This is a genomic window from Nocardioides coralli (assembly GCF_019880385.1).
In the GTDB taxonomy this organism is placed as follows: Bacteria; Actinomycetota; Actinomycetes; order Propionibacteriales; family Nocardioidaceae; genus Nocardioides; species Nocardioides coralli.
Map to the genome: position 1 here is coordinate 2,336,858 of NZ_CP082273.1, position 17,176 is coordinate 2,354,033.

The window sequence follows — 17,176 nt, forward strand, 5'->3', positions numbered from 1 at the left end:
GAGGAGGTGGCCGTCCGCGGGTCAGGCGGTGGCGGTGAAGGCCTCCGCGACGACGGCGAACGCCTCGTCGAGAAGGTCGTCGGTGGTGGCCAGGGGCGGCAGGAACCGGAAGACGTTGCCCCAGGTGCCGCACGTGAGGGTCACGACCCCGGCCCGGTGGCAGGCCGCGTTGACGGCGGCGGCGCGCGCGGCGTCGGGCTCCGTGGTCCCGGGCACGCAGAGCTCGATCGCCATCATCGCGCCGCGACCCCGGATGTCGGCGACGACGGGATGCTCCGCGCGCAGCTTCTCCAGGTGCCCGCGGATCCGCTCCCCGACGGCCCGGGCGCGGGCGGGGAGGTCGTGCGTGCGCATCTCCTCGATGGCGCCCAGGGCGGCCGCGCAGGCGACCGGGTTCCCGCCGTAGGTGCCCCCGAGGCCACCGGCATGGACGCTGTCCATCAGCTCGGCACGTCCCGTCACGGCCGCCAGGGGGAGGCCGCCGGCCATCCCCTTGGCGGTGGTGACCAGGTCGGGCACGACGTCCTCGTGGTCACAGGCGAACCAGTCGCCGGTCCGGCAGAACCCGGACTGGATCTCGTCGGCGATGAACACCACACCGCGCTCGCGGCACCACGACGCCAGGGCAGGCAGGAAGCCGGGTGCCGGGACGACGAAGCCGCCCTCGCCGAGGATCGGCTCGATCACGACGCAGGCCAGGTTGTCGGCGCCGACCTGCTTGTCGAGGACGTCGACCGCGCGGGCCGCGGCCTCGTCGCCGGACAGGCCGTCACGGAAGGGGTAGGACAGGGGCGCGCGGTAGACCTCACCCGCGAACGGCCCGAAGCCGTGCTTGTAGGGCATGTTCTTGGCCGTCATCGCCATCGTCAGGTTGGTGCGGCCGTGGTAGGCGTGGTCGAAGACGCCCACGGCGTCACGGCCGGTGGCCACCCGCGCGATCTTGACGGCGTTCTCGACCGCCTCGGCACCCGAGTTGAACAACGCGGACTTCTTGGCGTGACCGCCGGGCGTGAGGTCGGCGAGCTCGGCACACACGTCCACGTAGCCGTCGTACGGCGTGACCATGAAGCAGGTGTGGGTGAAGGCGTCCACCTGCTCGTGCACCCGGCGCACCACCGCGGGAGCGGCGTTGCCGACCGTCGTGACGGCGATGCCCGAGGCGAGGTCGATCAGCGAGTTGCCGTCGACGTCGACGAGCACCCCACCGCCGGCCTCGGCGACGAAGACCGGGAGGGCGTTGCCGACGCCGTCGGCGACCAGGGACTGCTTGCGAGCCAGCCGTGCCTGCGACTCCGGCCCCGGCACGGCCGTCACCAGCCGCCGCTCCTGTGGCAGGCCAGGACCGCCGCTCACGGCTGCAGCTCCATGACGCCCCACGGAGAGCCGTAGTCCTTGAGCAGGTCGAGGAACGGGACGGCGTCGAAGGCCTCCGGACCCAGAACACCCGCACCCGCCCAGGTACCGCGGGCGATCAGCTCGAGCGCCACGACCGGGTTGATGGCGGTCTGCCAGACGACGCACTGGTGCCCGTACTCCGCCATGGCCCACTCGTTGTCGACCACGTGGTAGAGGTACGTCGAGCGCGGCTGCCCGTCCGTGCCGGTGCCGGTCACCCACAGCCCCGCGCAGGTCTTGCCGGTCATGCGGGGCCCGACGGTCGCGGGGTCGGGCAGCACCGCGGCGACGACGTCACGCGGGCTGACCTCGACGCCCTTGACCCTGACCTTGTCGGTGCGGTCGAGGCCCAGGGTGTTGAGCACCTTGAGGATGTTGATGAACTCGTCGCCGAGGCCGTACTTGAAGGTGACCCGCTTGCAGTCCACCCAGCGCGGCATCAGGAGCACCTCCTCGTGCTCCACGTTGACGCACTCGACCGGCCCGATGCCCTCGGGGAAGTCGAAGACCTCGGGCTCGCTGAACGGTGGGGTCGTGAACCAGCCGCCGTCGACGTGGGCACTGGCCTTCTCCCAGATCACCGGCGGGTTGAGGCACTCCTCGATCGTGGTCCACATCGAGAACGACGGGGCGAAGATCTCGTTGCCGTCGTCGTCGGTCACGACCAGGTTGGCGCCGTCGCGCGTGCCGAGCTCGTCGATGTCGCTGAACAGGTGGTCGGCGGCGTACCGGGCGAAGACGTCGGAGAGCCCGGGCTCCACGCCCATCCCCACGAGCGCGAGCCGACCGGCGCTCTCCCACTCCCCCGCGACGGCGAACTGCTCGTCGCCGAGCTTGACCCCGCACTTGGCGTAGGGGGTGTCCGGGTGGGGCTTGCTGAGCGACATCGCCATGTCGACGTAGTCGGCCCCGGCTGCGTACGCGCCGTTGAACACCGGCATGTTGAAGACCGGGTCGACGGCGTTCATGACGTGCGTGATGCCGTGGTCACGGCACAGCGCCTCGACCGACTCCTGGGAGGAGGCGTCGACCTGTGCCGCGGTGAAGCGCCCGTCGGTCGCGGCCGCCTTCTCCGCGCGGCCCAGGTCGTAGTCGGCGACGACGATCGTCTCGAAGAAGTCGCGTCGCGCGGCGATGGCGGTGAAGGCTCCGCCCACACCCCCGGCGCCGACCAGCAGGATCCTCATCTGGTCACTCACCGATGAACGACATGACGTGCTTGATCCGGGTGTAGTCCTCCAGGCCGTACATCGACAGGTCCTTGCCGTAACCGGAGTGCTTGAAGCCGCCGTGGGGCATCTCGGAGACGAAGGGGATGTGGGTGTTGATCCACACCGCGCCGAAGTCGAGCCGGCGGGACACCCGCATCGCCCGGGCGTGGTCCTTGGTCCACACGCTGGAGGCCAGGCCGTACTGCACGCCGTTCGCCCAGCGCAACGCCTCGGCCTCGTCGCTGAACTTCTGGACGGTCATGACGGGACCGAAGATCTCGGTCTGGATCTGCTCGTCGTCCTGCCGCAGGCCCGAGAGCACGGTGGGCTCGTAGTAGTAGCCGCGGTCGCCCTGACGGGTGCCCCCGGTCTCGACGCTCGCGTGGTCGGGCAGCCGGTCGACCATGCCGCTGACGTGGCTGAGCTGGTTGGCGTTGTTGAGGGGGCCGTAGTAGGTGCCCTCAGCGGTCGGGTCACCGGTCGGCATGCCCTTGGCGGCCTCGGCCAGCGCGGCGACGAACTCGTCGTGGACGCCGGGGGCGGCGAGCACCCGGGTGGCCGCGGTGCAGTCCTGGCCGGCGTTGAAGAGCCCCGCCCCGGCGATGCCCTCGGCTGCCGCCGCGATGTCCGCGTCGTCGAACACGATGACCGGCGCCTTGCCGCCCAGCTCCAGGTGAACACGCTTGAGGTCCTTGGCCGCGGAACCGGCGACCTCCATGCCCGCCCGCACGGAGCCGGTGATGGCGACCATCTGCGGGGTGGGGTGCTCCACCAGCGCGCGGCCGGTGTCCCGGTCGCCGCACACCACGTTGAGGACGCCCTTGGGCAGGAACTCCTGCGCGATCTCGGCCAGCAGCGTGGAGCTCGCGGGGGTCGTGTCGCTGGGCTTGAGGACGACGGTGTTGCCCGCGGCCAGGGCCGGCGCGATCTTCCAGATCATCATGAGCAGGGGGTAGTTCCACGGCGTCACCTGACCCACGACGCCGATGGGCTCCCGGCGTACCCACGAGGTGTGGTCGGCCATGTACTCGCCCGCCGCGCGTCCCTCGAGCACCCGCGCGGCGCCGGCGAAGAACCGGAAGTGGTCGGAGGCGTAGGGCATCTCCTCATCCATGGTCAGCCCGCGCGGCTTGCCGGTGTCGCGGCACTCGACCTCGTTGATCTCGTCGATGCGTGACTCGATCGCGTCCGCGAGCTTGAGCAGCGCGTTGGAGCGGTCCTGCGGGGTCGCGTAGCCCCAGCCGTCGAAGGCACGCTCGGCGGCGGCGTAGGCCCGGTCGAGGTCCTCGGTCCCCGACATCGGTGCCGTCGCATAGGGCTCGCCGGTGGTCGGGTCGACGACGTCGTAGGTCTCTCCCGAGGCCGCGTCGACGGGCTCGCCGTCGATGATGTTGCGGAACCTGGTCGGTGTCGTGTCAGCCATGGGCCGACAGTAGTGACAGTCCTACGAAATCGGTAGGTCTTGGCCGGTATCAGGGGCGGATTTCGTTGAGGGTGTCGGCTCCGTGGACCGGAACCCCGTCCAACCAGGTCGATCGGACCCGCGCGCCCCCGACCTCGTCGAGCGGTCCGGTGAAGGGGTCGCGGTCGAGCACCACGAGGTCGGCCACCGCCCCCGGCCGGAGCACCCCGGCGTCGTCGCGGTGGTTCACCCACGCGCTCCCGGAGGTGTAGGCCGCGAACGCGGCCTCCAGCGGGACCGCCTGCTCCGGGAGGAACGGCTCGAGACCGGCGCGACCGGGGTCACCGAAGGAGGTGCGGGTCACCGCGGTGTGGATCGCGGCCAGCGGGTCGGGGCTGGTGACCGGCCAGTCCGACCCCATCACCAACCGGGCACCGCTGCGGTGGAGGTCGCCGAAGGGGTACTGCCACGTGCCGCGCTCCTCACCGAGGAAGGGCAGGTTCAGCTCGACCATCTGGTCGTCCAGGCACGCCCACAGGGCCTGGCAGTTGGCCGCCACGCCGAGCCGGGCGAAGCGTCCCACGTCGTCCGGGTGCACCACCTGCACGTGCGCCACGTGGTGCCTCAGCTCCCGGCGCAGCGTCTCGGGGACCATGGCGAAGGCGTCGAGCGTCTCGCGCACTCCCCGGTCCCCGATGGCGTGGACGTGGACCTGGAAGCCGGCCTCGGAGAGCGCCGGCACCGCCGCACGCAGCAGCTCGGGGTCGACGAACGACAGCCCGCTCGTCGACGTGGCGTGCCCACACCTGTCGAGGTAGGGGCTGCTCATCGCGGCGGTGAAGTTCTCGGGCACCCCGTCCTGCATGATCTTCACCGACGTCGCCTGGAACCGGCCGTGGCCGTACTGCTGGCGGCGGTCCACCAGGTCCGGCAGCTGCTCCAGCCCCCGCTCGCGTTCCCACCAGAGGGCACCCACGACACTGGCCACCAGGTCGCCGCGCTCGGCAGCACGCCGGTAGGTCGGCCCGGCGTCGTCCATGCCCGCGTAGTCGCCCACGATGGCGTCCTGCCACCCGGTGACCCCGAGCGACAGCAGGTGCGCCTGACCGGCGAGGAGTCCGACGTAGTACTCCTCCTCCGTCGTCGGGGGGACGTGGCGGGCGACCAGCCGCATCGCGCCCTCGTGCAGCGTCCCGGCGGGGTCCCCGTCGGCGTCGCGCTCGATCCGTCCGTCGACGGGGTCGGGCGTGTGCCGGTCGATGCCGGCGAGCTCGAGCGCCCGACTGTTCACCCACGCCCCGTGGTGGTCGCGGTTGGGCAGGAACACCGGCCGGTCGGGGACGACCTGGTCGAGGTCCCCCGCCGTGGGAGTCCCTCCCGGGAACGCCGGCATCGCCCAGCCGCCACCGAGGATCCAGGGCCGGTCCTCGTCGGCGGCGTACGCCGCGACGGTGGCGAGGTAGTCCTCGCGGCTGTTCCCCGCGCTGAGGTCGCACCGGGTCCGCTCGAGTCCACCCTGCACCGCGTGCACGTGCGCGTCGACGAAACCCGGTGCGACCAGGGCTCCGGAGACGTCGACCACGGAGTCCCCCTCGCCCACGACGTCGGGCCCCGCCCCCACGACCCGGTTGCCACAGAGGAGCACCGAACCCTGCCCGCGGTAGCGGTGTCCGTCGAACCAGCTGCCACCCCGCAGCTCCACCGTGCGCATGGAGGCTTCCTACCAGCAGTCAGCGACCGCCGTCACCACGGATTCCGTGCACTCGCGTCGAATTCGCAACGGATTCGCTTGCAGCACGGGCGGGGTGGCACCCATGATGGGGGCATGCAGGACCACCACCACCTCCAGCAGGCCGCCCACGACCACCTGTGGATGCACTTCGCGCGGCACTCGAGCTACGACCAGGCCGACGTGCCCATCATCGTCCGGGGCGAGGGTGCCTACATCTGGGACGCCAAGGGCAAGCGCTACCTCGACGGGCTCGCCGGGCTGTTCGTGAGCCAGCTGGGCCACGGCCGCACCGAGCTCGCCGATGCGGCGGCGGCGCAGGCCCGCGAGCTGGCGTTCATGCCGCTGTGGTCCTACGCGCACCCCACGGCGATCGAGCTCGCCGAGCGGGTGGCGTCCTACGCCCCCGGCGACCTCAACCGGGTCTTCTTCACGACGGGCGGCGGCGAGGCCGTCGAATCGGCCTGGAAGCTGGTCAAGAACTACTTCAAGCTCGTGGGCAAGCCGATGAAGCACAAGGTGATCAGCCGCGCGATCGCCTACCACGGCACCACCCAGGGCGCCCTCTCCATCACGGGGCTGCCGCTGCTCAAGCAGCAGTTCGAGCCGCTGGTGCCCTCGACGTTCCGGGTGCCCAACACCAACTTCTACCGGGCGCCCGAGTACGGCGACGACCTCGAGGCCTTCGGTCGGTGGGCGGCGGACCAGATCGCGATCGCCATCGAGAACGAGGGTCCCGACACCGTCGCGGCCGTGTTCCTCGAGCCCGTCCAGAACGCCGGGGGTTGCTTCCCGCCTCCGCCGGGCTACTTCCAGCGCGTCCGGGAGATCTGCGACGAGTACGACGTGCTGCTGGTCTCCGACGAGGTGATCTGCGCGTTCGGCCGGCTCGGCCACATGTTCGGCGCGGAACGCTTCGGCTACCAGCCCGACATGATCACGTGCGCCAAGGGCATCACCTCGGGCTACGCGCCGCTGGGGGCGATGATCGCGAGCGACAAGCTGATGGCGCCGTTCCTGGAGCCGGGCGCGATGTTCGCGCACGGCTACACCTTCGGCGGCCACCCGGTCTCCACCGCCGTGGCCCTGCGCAACCTGCAGATCTTCGAGGACGAGCAGGTGCTCGAGCACGTCCGCGGCAACGAGGGCGCCTTCCGGTCCACGCTCGAGCGGCTGCGCGACCTGCCGATCGTCGGCGACGTCCGCGGCGAGGGCTACTTCTACGGGATCGAGCTGGTCAAGGACCAGGCCACCCGGGAGACCTTCAGCGACGAGGAGTGCGAGCGGATCCTCTACGGCTACGTGTCCAAGGCGCTCTACGAGGAGGGCCTCTACTGCCGCGCGGACGACCGCGGCGACCCGGTCGTCCAGCTGGCCCCGCCGCTCATCTGCGACCAGACGCACTTCGACGAGATGGAGCAGATCCTCCGGGTGGTCCTCGACAAGGCCCACTCGATGCTCTGACGACTTCCTGGACAGCTTTCGGGGGACGACTTCCGGGGGAGGGAGGCCGGGACCACGCCCGGAGGGGGTGTGGCCCCGGGTAGGCACAGGATGCGGGCCGCTGCCGCGGTCCGCATCCTGTGCCTACCCGGCCTTCAGTCGTGACGGGGGAACCCCAGGTCGACACCGGTCCGGCTGGCCGGGTCGGGCCAGCGCGAGGTGACCACCTTCGCGCGGGTGAAGAAGTGGACGCCGTCGGTGCCGTGCGCGTGGGTGTCCCCGAACAGCGACGCCTTCCAGCCCCCGAAGGAGTAGTAGGCCATGGGGACCGGGATCGGGACGTTGACCCCGATCATCCCGACCTGGACCTCGCGCTGGTAGCGCCGGGCCGCCCCACCGTCGGCGGTGAAGATCGCGGTGCCGTTGCCGTAGGGCGAGGCGTTCACGATGCGGAGCGCCTCGTCGTAGGAGGCGGCGCGGACCACCGACAGCACCGGGCCGAAGATCTCGTCGTCGTAGACCGACATCCCGGGTCGTACGCCGTCGAAGAGCGTGGGCCCGAGCCAGAACCCCTCGGGTGCACCCTTGGGCACGACCTGCCGTCCGTCGACCACCAGCTGGGCGCCCTCGGCGACACCCGCATCGAGGTAGCCCGTGACCCGGTCCCGGTGCTCGCCGGTGACGAGGGGGCCCATGTCGCAGCCCTGGCGGCCGTCCCCGGTGGTCAGGCCGGCCATCCGCTGTGCGATCGCCTCCACGAGGTCGTCTCCGACGGGGTCCACCGCCACCACGACCGAGATGGCCATACAGCGCTCCCCCGCCGACCCGAAGCCGGCCGAGACGGCCGCGTCCGCGGCGCTGTCGAGGTCGGCGTCGGGCAGCACCACCATGTGGTTCTTGGCGCCCCCGAGCGCCTGCACCCGCTTGCCGTGGGCCGTCCCGGTCTCGTAGACGTGGCGCGCCACCGGGGTCGAGCCGACGAAGGACACGGCCGCCACGTCGTCGTGGGTCAGCAGCGCGTCGACGGCCACCTTGTCACCGTGCACGACGTTGAACACCCCGGGCGGGAGCCCCGCCTCGGCCCAGCACTCGGCGAGCAGCAGGGAGGCCGACGGGTCCTTCTCCGAGGGCTTGAGCACCACGGCGTTGCCGCTGGCGATCGCGATCGGCACGAACCAGAGCGGCACCATGGCCGGGAAGTTGAACGGCGAGATCACCGCCACGACGCCGAGCGGCTGGCGCAGCGAGTAGACGTCCACACCGCCCGACACCCCGTCGCTGAAGGATCCCTTGAGCAGGTGGGGGGCACCGCACGCGAACTCCGCGACCTCCAGGCCCCGCTGCACCTCGCCGCGGGCGTCGTCGAGCACCTTGCCGTGCTCGGCGGTGATGACGGCCGCGACCTCGTCGGCGCGGCGGGCCAGGGCCTCACGGAACGCGAACATGACGCCAGTACGCCGGGTGAGCGACTCCGCCGCCCAGCGCTCACCGGCCGTGACCGCGTCGGCCACCACCGCCTCCACGTCTGCCTGCTCGGCGTACGCGACCTGGCGGACAACCCGGCCCGTGGCAGGGTCGAAGACGTCCCCCCGCCGGCTGCCGGTCCCGGACCAGGCCTCGCCGGCGCGCCAGTGCGTGACCAGATCGACGTGCATGCTTCTCCTCCTGGGTGGGGTGCGCTCAGACGAGCTGCTTGCGGCGGCGCAGCTCACCGACGAGCACGATCGCGATGGAGATCACGAACATCAGGGTGCCGATCACGTTGACCTGCATGGGGACCCCGCGCTGGGCCGCGCCGTAGACGTACATGGGGAACGTGGTGGTCGTCCCCGCGTTGAGGTTGGTGATGATGAAGTCGTCGAAGGACAGGGAGAAGGCGAGCAGCGCCGCCCCGAGGATGCCGGGGAAGACCAGCGGGAACGTGACCCGCCAGAACGTCTGGGCCGGCGTCGCGTAGAGGTCCATCGCAGCCTGCTCGAGGGTGTCGTCCATGCCGGCCAGGCGTGCCCGGACGGTGACGACGACGAAGGACAGGCAGAACATGATGTGGGCGATCAGGATCGTCCAGAACCCGAGCTGCCCCGCGAAGCCGGCCGCCACGAACAGCGCCAGCAGCGAGGAGCCGAGCACGATCTCGGGGATCGCCATCGGCAGGAAGACCAGCAGGTTCGTGGCCGAACGGCCCACGAACTGGTGACGCACCAGCGCGAACGCCGCGAGCGTGCCGAGCACGGTCGAGGCCACGGTCGCCAGGACGCCGATCTGGAGGCTGCGGACCACCGCGTCGCAGAGGCTGGGGTCCAGGCAGGGGTTCAGCCAGTTGTCGAGCGTGAACTCGTCGAAGCGGTAGACCACCCGGCTGGCCGGGTCGTTGAAGCTCATCAGCACCACGACCGCGATGGGGACGAAGGTGTAGACGAGCACGGCGATGCCGAGGAGCAGCACGATGCGCTCGCGGATCCAGCCCAGGGCGGTCGTCACAGCAGCTCCTCCGTGCCGGCCCGGCGCACGTAGAGCAGCACGAGGGCGACGATCAGGATCACGAGGATCATCGACAGGGCGCCCGCGGCCGGGTAGTCGTTGGCGTCGGTGAAGAGGTTCTGGATGACGTTGCCGACCATCCGCTGGTTGGGGCTCCCGAGCAGCTGCGCGTTGATGTAGTCGCCGGAGGCCGGGATGAACGTGAGCAGGGTGCCCGAGACGACGCCGGGCAGCGACAGCGGCCAGGTGACCCGGAAGAACCCGACGATGGGGTTGGCGTAGAGATCGCCCGCCGCCTCGATCAGCCGGTGGTCGATCTTGTCGATGCTCGCGAACAGCGGCAGCACCATGAAGGGGAGGAAGTTGTAGGTCAGGCCGGCGACCACCGCGATCGGCGTGGCGAGCAGGCGGCCGTCGTCGCCGAGGAGCTGCAGGAACTGCAGGCTGTTCACGATGAACCCGTCGTCCTCGAGGATCAGCTTCCACGACAGGGTGCGCACGAGGAAGCTGGTGAAGAACGGGGCGATCACCAGCACCAGCATCAGGTTCTTCCAACGACCCGACTTGAACGCGATCGCGTAGGCCAGCACGTAGCCCAGCACCAGGCAGAGCAGGGTCGCGATCGCGCCGTACCAGAGCGAGCGGAGCAGCGGTTCCCACGCCTCGGAGAGGGCGTCGGCGTAGTTGCCGAAGGACCAGGTCATCTCGTAGCCGCGGAACACCGAACCCGTGGGGTCGTAGAGGCTGGTCGCCACGAGGGAGTAGAAGGGCACCACGAAGAAGATCGCCAGCCACAGCACGGCGGGGAGCAGGAGCAGGTAGCCGGTCTTGCCGGCGCGCCGCGTGCTCTCAGACATCGTCGGCCTCGACGCCGGCCGAGGCGTCCTGGCTGCGGTCGAGGAGGAATGCGTACTCGGGTCGCCAGGAGAGCTCGACGCGGTCGCCGCGCTCGAAGATGCGGCGTCGTCCGGTGTTCTGCGCGAACACCTGCACCAGCTGGTCCCACGGCATCCGGACGAGGTACTGGGTGCTGACGCCCACGAAGCTGACGTCCTCCACGACACCGCCCGGGATGGTGTTGCCGGGCGCGTCGAGGGCTTCTCCCTCCTCCCCGATCAGCACCTTCTCCGGCCGGATGCCGACCCAGCCGCCGTAGCCCTCGGCGTGCGCCCGGTCGGCGGGCACCGAGACGTCGATGCCGTGCATGTCCACCGTGACCACGTCGGCGGCCCGCGACCGCACCGTGCCCTCGATGAGGTTCGACTGGCCGAGGAAGTTGGCGACGAACGTGGTGCGGGGGTGCTCGTAGAGCTCGGCGGGCGCGCCGAGCTGCTCGATCACGCCGTGGTTCATCACCGCGACCGTGTCGGCCATGGTCATGGCTTCCTCCTGGTCGTGGGTGACGTGGATGAAGGTGAGCCCGACCTCCGTCTGGATGCGCTTGATCTCCAGCTGCATCGACCGGCGCAGCTTGAGGTCCAGGGCCCCGAGCGGCTCGTCGAGCAGCAGCACCTCCGGCTGGTTGATCAGCGCGCGGGCGAGCGCCACCCGCTGCTGCTGGCCTCCGGAGAGCTGGGCCGGCTTCTTGCGTGCCTGGGAGGACAGCTCGACGAGCTCGAGCATGTCGGCGACCCGCTGGTCGACGCCGCGCTCACGACGGCGGCGCAGCCCGAAGGCGACGTTCTCGAAGATGTCGAGGTGGGGGAAGAGCGCGTAGTTCTGGAAGACCGTGTTGACCGGCCGCCGGTAGGGGCGGGCGAAGGTGATGTCGTCGCCGGACAACCGGATCGTCCCCGACGTCGGCCGCTCGAGGCCGGCCACCATCCGCAGCGTCGTGGTCTTGCCACAGCCCGAAGGGCCGAGCAGGGCGAAGAAGGAGCCGGTGGGGACGTCGAGGTCCAGCTCGCGCACGGCCGTGAAGGAGGCGAACTCCTTGGTCAGCTGCCGCAGCCGCAACCCGTCGAAAGCCCCCTCCGGGTCCTCGTGCGACGTCGCCCGGTCAGCCACCTGTGACATCGGACCACTCTCCTTCGTAGCGGGTCGTCTGCTGGTCGTCGAGCGGCATGAAGTCGAAGGTCGCCGCGAGGTCCTCCTCGGCGGGGAAGATGAGCGGGTTGTCGACCAGCGAGGGGTCGATCCGCTCCATCTCCTCTCGGGCGCCCTGGACGGGACAGATGTAGTTGACCCAGGCCGCGAGCTTCGCGGCCACCTCTGGCTCGTAGTAGTAGTCGATCCACGCCTCGGCGTTGGCCTGGTGCGTCGCTCCGTTGGGCACGAGCATGTTGTCGCTCCACAGCGACAGGCCCTCCTCCGGCGCGACGAACTTGATGTCCGGGTTGTCGAACTGCGCCTGGATCACGTCGCCCGACCACGCCTCGCAGGCCAGGATGTTGCCGGCCGTGAGGTCCTGGATGTACTCGTTGCCGGTGAAGGCGCGGACCTGTCCGTCTGACACCACCGCCCGCAGCCGGTCGATCGCGTTGGCCCACTCGTCGTCGGTGAAGTCGTCGGGCTCGGCCCCGACGATCTTGAGCATGAAGCCCATCGTGTCGCGCATCTCCGAGAGCAGCGTGATCCGGCCCCGCAGGTCCGATCGACTGATCAGCTCCTCGAAGCTCCGCACCTCGGCCGTCGCGGCGGCGTTGTAGGCGATCCCGGTGAGGCCGGTCTGCCACGGCGCGTGAAACTCCAGGTCGGGGTCCCACTGCCGGTCGCGCAGCGGCGCGATCAGGTTGGCGTGCAGGTTGGGCACGCGCGCGGGGTCCAGGGGCTGCACCCACCCCAGCCCGATCATCCGGGCCGCCATCCAGTCGGTGAGCACCATCATGTCGCGCTGGACGGGCTCGCAGGCCCCGAGCTGGTTGCGGACCCGGGCGAAGAACTCCGCGTTGTCGTTGATGTCGTCGGTGTAGTCGACGGTGATCCCGGTCTCGCGCTGGAAGACCTGCAGCGTGGAGTCCTGCTGGCGCCGCGGGTCGATGTACTGGGGCCAGTTCGACACGATCAGCCGGCGCTGCTCCTCGGAGAGGTCGGCGGCCCGGCAGTCGGCCGGGTCCTGCTTGGCCCCGGGCACGCCGAAGAGCGGAAGGACGGCTGCGCTTCCCCCGAGTCCTGCGACGGCACCGGCCCCCCGGAGCAGCGTGCGACGGCTGACTCCGCGCGAGGTGACCATCCAGCCCCTTTCGACGACTCTGCCGGGTGGAGGGGATCGTGACACGTCGGCGAAGCCGTGACAAGGAATTCGTCGGAATCGTGACACCGAACTACGGAATCCTTCGTTCTCACTGGCCGCAGACCGCGGTTTGTGGAACCATCGGCGTCCATGAAGGGGGAGCGCGGTGCCGTCGTCCTCGACGACGTGGCCAAGGCGATCATCGAGCAGCTCCAGCAGGACGGGCGCCGCTCCTACACCGCCATCGGCAAGGAGGTCGGGCTCTCCGAGGCCGCCGTCCGGCAGCGGGTCCAGCGCCTGATCGACGCCGGGGTGATGCAGGTCGTCGCCGTCACCGACCCGCTGCAGCTCGGTTTCCCCCGACAGGCCATGGTCGGCATCGAGGTCTCCGGGGAGCTGGAGCCGGTCGCCGACGCCCTCACCGCCATGGACGAGGTCGACTACGTCGTCATCACCGCCGGCAGCTACGACATCCTGGCCGAGGTGGTCTGTGAGAGCGACGAGCGGCTCCTCGAGCTCATCTCCGAGCAGATCCGCGGCATCCCCGGTGTCGCCCGGACCGAGACCTTCATGTACCTCAAGCTGCGCAAGCAGACCTACTCATGGGGCGTTCGCTGAGCCCCAGCCGTGCCCTGTGGGCCGACACCGCCGACCCGGGGCCGCACTGCCCTCCCCTCACCGGTGACCTCGCGGTCGACGTCGCGATCGTCGGCGGGGGCTTCACCGGCCTGTGGACCGCCCACTACCTCGCCGAGGCGGACCCCTCCCTGCGGATCGCGGTCCTCGAGGCCGAGACCGTGGGGTACGGCGCGTCCGGACGCAACGGGGGATGGTGCTCGGCGCTCTTCCCGGCCGGCCCGGGCACCCTGGCCCGGATGGGTGAGGGGACGGCGGCCGCCGCTGCGCAGCACGCCGCGATGCGGGAGTCCGTCACCGAGGTGGGGCGGGCGGCCGAGGCCCTCGCCATCGACGCCCACTACGCGCGCGGCGGCACCATCTCGCTGGCACGGTCGCCCGCGCAGCTCGCGCGGGCCCGGGCCGAGGTCGAGGAGGCGCGGCGCTGGGGGCGCGACGAGGACGACCTCCGGCTGCTCGGCGCCGAGGAGGCCCGCAGCGTGGTGGATGCGACCGGGGTCCTGGGGGCGACGTACTCCCCCGACTGCGCCGCCGTCCACCCCCTCCGGCTCGTGCGCGGCCTGGCCGCCTCGGTGGCCGGACGCGGCGTCCGCGTCCACGAGCACACCCGCGTCACGACCCTGGCTCCGCACCGCCTCACGACACCGAGCGGCACGGTGACCGCCGAGACGGTGGTGCGCGCCACCGAGGGCTACACGAGCCAGCTCCCCGGGCTGCGGCGCGCGCTGGTGCCGGTCTACTCCCTGGTGATCGCCACGGAGCCGCTGCCGCCGACGACCTGGGAGCGCATCGGGCTGCGGCGGCGCGAGACGTTCGCCGACCACCGGCACCTGATCGTCTACGGCCAGCGCACCCGGGACGACCGCCTGGTCTTCGGGGGCCGCGGCGCGCCCTACCACCTCGGCTCGCGGGTCTCGGCCTCCTACGACCGCGACGACCGGGTGTTCGCGATGCTCCACGCCAGCCTGGTGGAGATGCTGCCGGTGGTCGCCGGGGCGCGGATCACCCACGCCTGGGGCGGGCCGCTCGGCGTGCCCCGGGACTGGTGTGCCTCGGTCGGGCTGGACCCGGTGACCCGGGTGGCCTGGGCGGGTGGCTACGTCGGTGACGGCGTGAGCACCGCCAACCTCGCCGGGCGGACCCTGCGTGACCTCGTGCTGGACCGGCGTACGCCGCTGACGGACCTGCCCTGGGTGGGCCACCGCTCCCCCGCCTGGGAGCCGGAGCCGCTGCGGTGGCTCGGCATCAACGCCGCCCGGGTGGCGATGGGCTGGGCGGACACCGAGGAGCGGTTCACCGGGCGTCCCAGCCTCGTCGCGCGAGCCCTCTCACCCCTGGTGAGCTGAACCTCGACCGAGGTGTCATGCTCCCGGGCATGGTCCGCGCACTCGTCCGACGTCCCGGTCCCCGGCTCGCCGACGGACTGCTCACGCACCTCGACCGGGTCCCGGTGAACGTCGAGCTGGCGGGGCGCCAGTGGCGGGACTACGTCGCGGCGCTGGCGGCGGAGGGTTGGGAGGTCCACGAGGTGCCGCCGGCCGACGAGTGCCCCGACGCGGTCTTCGTCGAGGACACCGTCGTGGTCCACGACGACCTCGCGGTGATCACCAGGCCGGGCGCCGACGAGCGTCGTCCCGAGACCGCGGCCACCGAGGCGTCCCTGCGCAGCCTGGGTTACCGCATCGCACACATCCAGGCGCCCGGGACGCTCGACGGCGGCGACGTGCTCCGGGTCGGGAAGACGGTGTGGGTCGGGCTGAGCGGGCGGACGAACCGGGCGGGGGCCGACCAGCTCGCGGCGCTGCTCACCCCGGCCGGCCTCGAGGTGCAGCCGGTCCCGGTCCGGGCCGTGCTCCACCTCAAGTCGGCCGTGACCGCGCTGCCCGACGGGACTGTCCTCGGCCATCCGCCCCTGGTGGACGACCCGGCCGTGTGGTCGACCTTCCTGGCCGTGCCGGAGGAGTCAGGCGCTCACGTGGTCCGACTCGCCGAGGACGCCGTGCTGATGGCCGCGGACGCGCCACGGACGCGCGCGCTGCTCGCGGAGCGCGGGCTCCGCGTGGTGGCGGTCGACATCTCCGAGTTCATCAAGCTCGAGGGCTGTGTGACCTGCCTGTCGGTGCGACTGCGCTGACCTCCGGGACGATTCAGCCCAGGCCGTTGACGGCGGTGTCCGCGGGGCGTTCGGCCGCGTCGAGCCAGGCCACGAAGAAGGCCTCGAGGTTCTGCCCGGAGACCTCCTCGGCGAGGGCCTCGAACTGCTCGCGCGTGCCGTGTCCCCCGCGCTTCTCCCGCACCCACCGCCGCAGCAGCGTCCAGAAGGCATCGGTGCCGATCCGGTTGCGCAGCGCCTGGAACGTCATCGCCCCGCGCAGGTAGACCGGACCGCTGAAGATCCCGTCCGCGCCCGGGTCGCCGATCCGGGTCCTCCAGAAGGCGGCACCGGCTGGCCGCGACTCGTACTCACGGCGCAGCCAGGACCCCGGCGAGCCACCGCCGCGCTGGGCGTCGTACCAGAGCTCCAGGTAGGTCGCGGGCCCCTCGTTGAGCCAGATGTCCCGCCAGTGCCGGAGGCTCACGGAGTCCCCGAACCACTGGTGCGCCACCTCGTGGACGACGAGCCAGGTGTAGCCGGCGCCGGTCTCGGGGTAGGTCGGCAGGGTCTGGTTCTCCAGCGCGAAGCCGACGGGCAGGCTGGTGACCAGGCCACCCACGGTGTCGAAGGGGTAGTCGCCGAGCACCCGTTCGAGCGCGGCGACGACGCGGGGCGTGCGTCGCATCAGCCGCAGGTTGGCTCGGCGCGAGCCCGCCGAGAGCCGCTTCGAGACGGCGATCCGCCACGGCAGCCCGTCCCGGACCCCCGTGCGCACCTCGAACCGCCCGGCCGCGAAGGTCGCGAGGTAGGTGGCCATCGGCTCCGTCGCCCGCCACCGGTGGGTGACCAGCCGCCCCTGTCGCGTCCGGGAGACCGGGCGACCGTTGGCCAGCACCTGCCTCCCGGCAGGCACCGTGATGGAGATGTCCATGCGGGCCTTGTCGCGGGGGTGGTCGTTCGCGGGGAACCACCACGGCGCCATGTGGGGCTGGTTCATGGCCACGACCTCGTGGCGGTCGGCGAGCCAGTTGGACTCCCCACGCCAGCTGATGCGCCCCGGCCGCCCGGCGTAGTCGACGCGGACGTCGACGAACTCGCCGGCGACCAGGGCCGTCATCGGCTCCACCGTGAGCTCATGACGGCTGGAACGGCGGTGGGGAACCCGCTGCCCGTCGATCCGCACCTGTCGGACCGGCAGCAGGAAGTCGAGGTTGAACGCCGAGAGGTCCTGGGTCGCCCGCAGCGTCACGACCGTGTGGCCGCTCAACCGGCCCCGGCCGAACTCGTAGCGGTTGACGACCCGGTAGCGGCGTACGTCGATGCCACCATTGCCGTCGACCGGGAAGTAGCTGTCGCCGATGCCCGCCGAGCCGCGGTCGGGGGCGAGCCCCCGAGCAGGCGCCCCCGACAGGGCCACGCTGAGGCTCAGGACGAGGACCAGGGAGGGGAGGTGGCGGGGAGACCGTCGCGGCACGGAGCGCAGCCTATGCCGACACCACGCAGAAATCGGTTGCACCGACGAGCGCCGCGCGGGACGCTCGTCACACGCGCACGGGAGGCCCGTGCCCGGACGAGAGGAGGCGTGACATGACGACCGCTGTCGTTGGCCTGT

At 71.2% G+C, this 17,176-nt stretch carries 14 protein-coding genes; 4 read left to right on the forward strand and 10 right to left on the reverse strand.

Features of this window, described 5'->3' with window-relative positions; all coding sequences use genetic code 11:
- Positions 1-21: 21 nt before the first annotated feature.
- The 4 genes from gabT to K6T13_RS11425 are packed head-to-tail and all read right to left on the reverse strand — an operon-like array spanning position 22 to position 5,719.
- Positions 22-1,353 (reverse strand): 4-aminobutyrate--2-oxoglutarate transaminase, encoded by a 1,332-nt coding sequence (gabT, locus tag K6T13_RS11410; RefSeq protein ID WP_222894696.1) that lies wholly within the window; start codon positions 1,351-1,353, stop codon positions 22-24.
- Positions 1,350-2,594, reverse strand: a complete 1,245-nt coding sequence (locus tag K6T13_RS11415) for a saccharopine dehydrogenase family protein (RefSeq protein ID WP_249423749.1) — start codon at positions 2,592-2,594, stop codon at positions 1,350-1,352. The genes gabT and K6T13_RS11415 overlap by 4 nt, the downstream gene beginning before the upstream one ends.
- On the reverse strand, positions 2,587-4,029 hold the full coding sequence (locus K6T13_RS11420; protein ID WP_222894697.1) for a gamma-aminobutyraldehyde dehydrogenase: 1,443 nt from the start codon (positions 4,027-4,029) through the stop codon (positions 2,587-2,589). Before K6T13_RS11420 ends, K6T13_RS11415 begins: the two co-directional genes overlap by 8 nt.
- A 49-nt stretch (positions 4,030-4,078) precedes the next feature.
- On the reverse strand, positions 4,079-5,719 hold the full coding sequence (locus K6T13_RS11425) for an amidohydrolase (protein ID WP_222894698.1): 1,641 nt from the start codon (positions 5,717-5,719) through the stop codon (positions 4,079-4,081).
- Between the two features lie 114 nt (positions 5,720-5,833).
- Here K6T13_RS11425 and K6T13_RS11430 point away from each other — a divergent pair, with 114 nt between their 5' ends.
- Positions 5,834-7,201: an aspartate aminotransferase family protein gene (locus K6T13_RS11430; protein WP_222894699.1), complete on the forward strand. Its 1,368-nt coding sequence runs from the start codon at positions 5,834-5,836 to the stop codon at positions 7,199-7,201.
- A gap of 134 nt (positions 7,202-7,335) precedes the next feature.
- Here the strand turns inward: K6T13_RS11430 and K6T13_RS11435 are convergent, their stop codons facing one another.
- From K6T13_RS11435 to K6T13_RS11455, 5 genes are read right to left on the reverse strand one after another with little or no spacing between them, the layout of a single operon-like run.
- Positions 7,336-8,835, reverse strand: coding sequence for a CoA-acylating methylmalonate-semialdehyde dehydrogenase (locus tag K6T13_RS11435; RefSeq protein ID WP_222894700.1), 1,500 nt, complete (start codon positions 8,833-8,835; stop codon positions 7,336-7,338).
- Positions 8,836-8,860: 25 nt separating this feature from the next.
- On the reverse strand, positions 8,861-9,661 hold the full coding sequence (locus K6T13_RS11440) for an ABC transporter permease (protein WP_249423750.1): 801 nt from the start codon (positions 9,659-9,661) through the stop codon (positions 8,861-8,863).
- Complete coding sequence (locus tag K6T13_RS11445) at positions 9,658-10,518, reverse strand: ABC transporter permease (RefSeq protein WP_222894701.1); 861 nt, start codon at positions 10,516-10,518, stop codon at positions 9,658-9,660. The genes K6T13_RS11440 and K6T13_RS11445 overlap by 4 nt, the downstream gene beginning before the upstream one ends.
- Positions 10,511-11,677 carry an ABC transporter ATP-binding protein gene (locus K6T13_RS11450; RefSeq protein ID WP_222894702.1) on the reverse strand — a complete coding sequence of 389 codons (1,167 nt, stop codon included), beginning with the start codon at positions 11,675-11,677 and terminating at the stop codon, positions 10,511-10,513. The genes K6T13_RS11445 and K6T13_RS11450 overlap by 8 nt, the downstream gene beginning before the upstream one ends.
- On the reverse strand, positions 11,661-12,734 hold the full coding sequence (locus K6T13_RS11455) for a polyamine ABC transporter substrate-binding protein (RefSeq protein WP_249423751.1): 1,074 nt from the start codon (positions 12,732-12,734) through the stop codon (positions 11,661-11,663). The genes K6T13_RS11450 and K6T13_RS11455 overlap by 17 nt, the downstream gene beginning before the upstream one ends.
- Before the next feature lie 249 nt (positions 12,735-12,983).
- On the opposite strand from K6T13_RS11455, the gene K6T13_RS11460 reads away from it, so the two are divergent.
- The 3 genes from K6T13_RS11460 to ddaH are packed head-to-tail and all read left to right on the forward strand — an operon-like array spanning position 12,984 to position 15,603.
- Entirely contained in the window at positions 12,984-13,451 is a 468-nt protein-coding gene (locus K6T13_RS11460) for an Lrp/AsnC family transcriptional regulator (RefSeq protein ID WP_222894704.1), read from the forward strand.
- Positions 13,436-14,815 carry an NAD(P)/FAD-dependent oxidoreductase gene (locus K6T13_RS11465; protein WP_222894705.1) on the forward strand — a complete coding sequence of 460 codons (1,380 nt, stop codon included), beginning with the start codon at positions 13,436-13,438 and terminating at the stop codon, positions 14,813-14,815. The genes K6T13_RS11460 and K6T13_RS11465 overlap by 16 nt, the downstream gene beginning before the upstream one ends.
- Before the next feature lie 29 nt (positions 14,816-14,844).
- On the forward strand, positions 14,845-15,603 hold the full coding sequence (gene ddaH / locus K6T13_RS11470; RefSeq protein WP_249423752.1) for a dimethylargininase: 759 nt from the start codon (positions 14,845-14,847) through the stop codon (positions 15,601-15,603).
- Positions 15,604-15,616: 13 nt separating this feature from the next.
- Here the strand turns inward: ddaH and K6T13_RS11475 are convergent, their stop codons facing one another.
- On the reverse strand, positions 15,617-17,038 hold the full coding sequence (locus tag K6T13_RS11475; RefSeq protein ID WP_222894707.1) for a M1 family metallopeptidase: 1,422 nt from the start codon (positions 17,036-17,038) through the stop codon (positions 15,617-15,619).
- Positions 17,039-17,176: the final 138 nt, after the last annotated feature.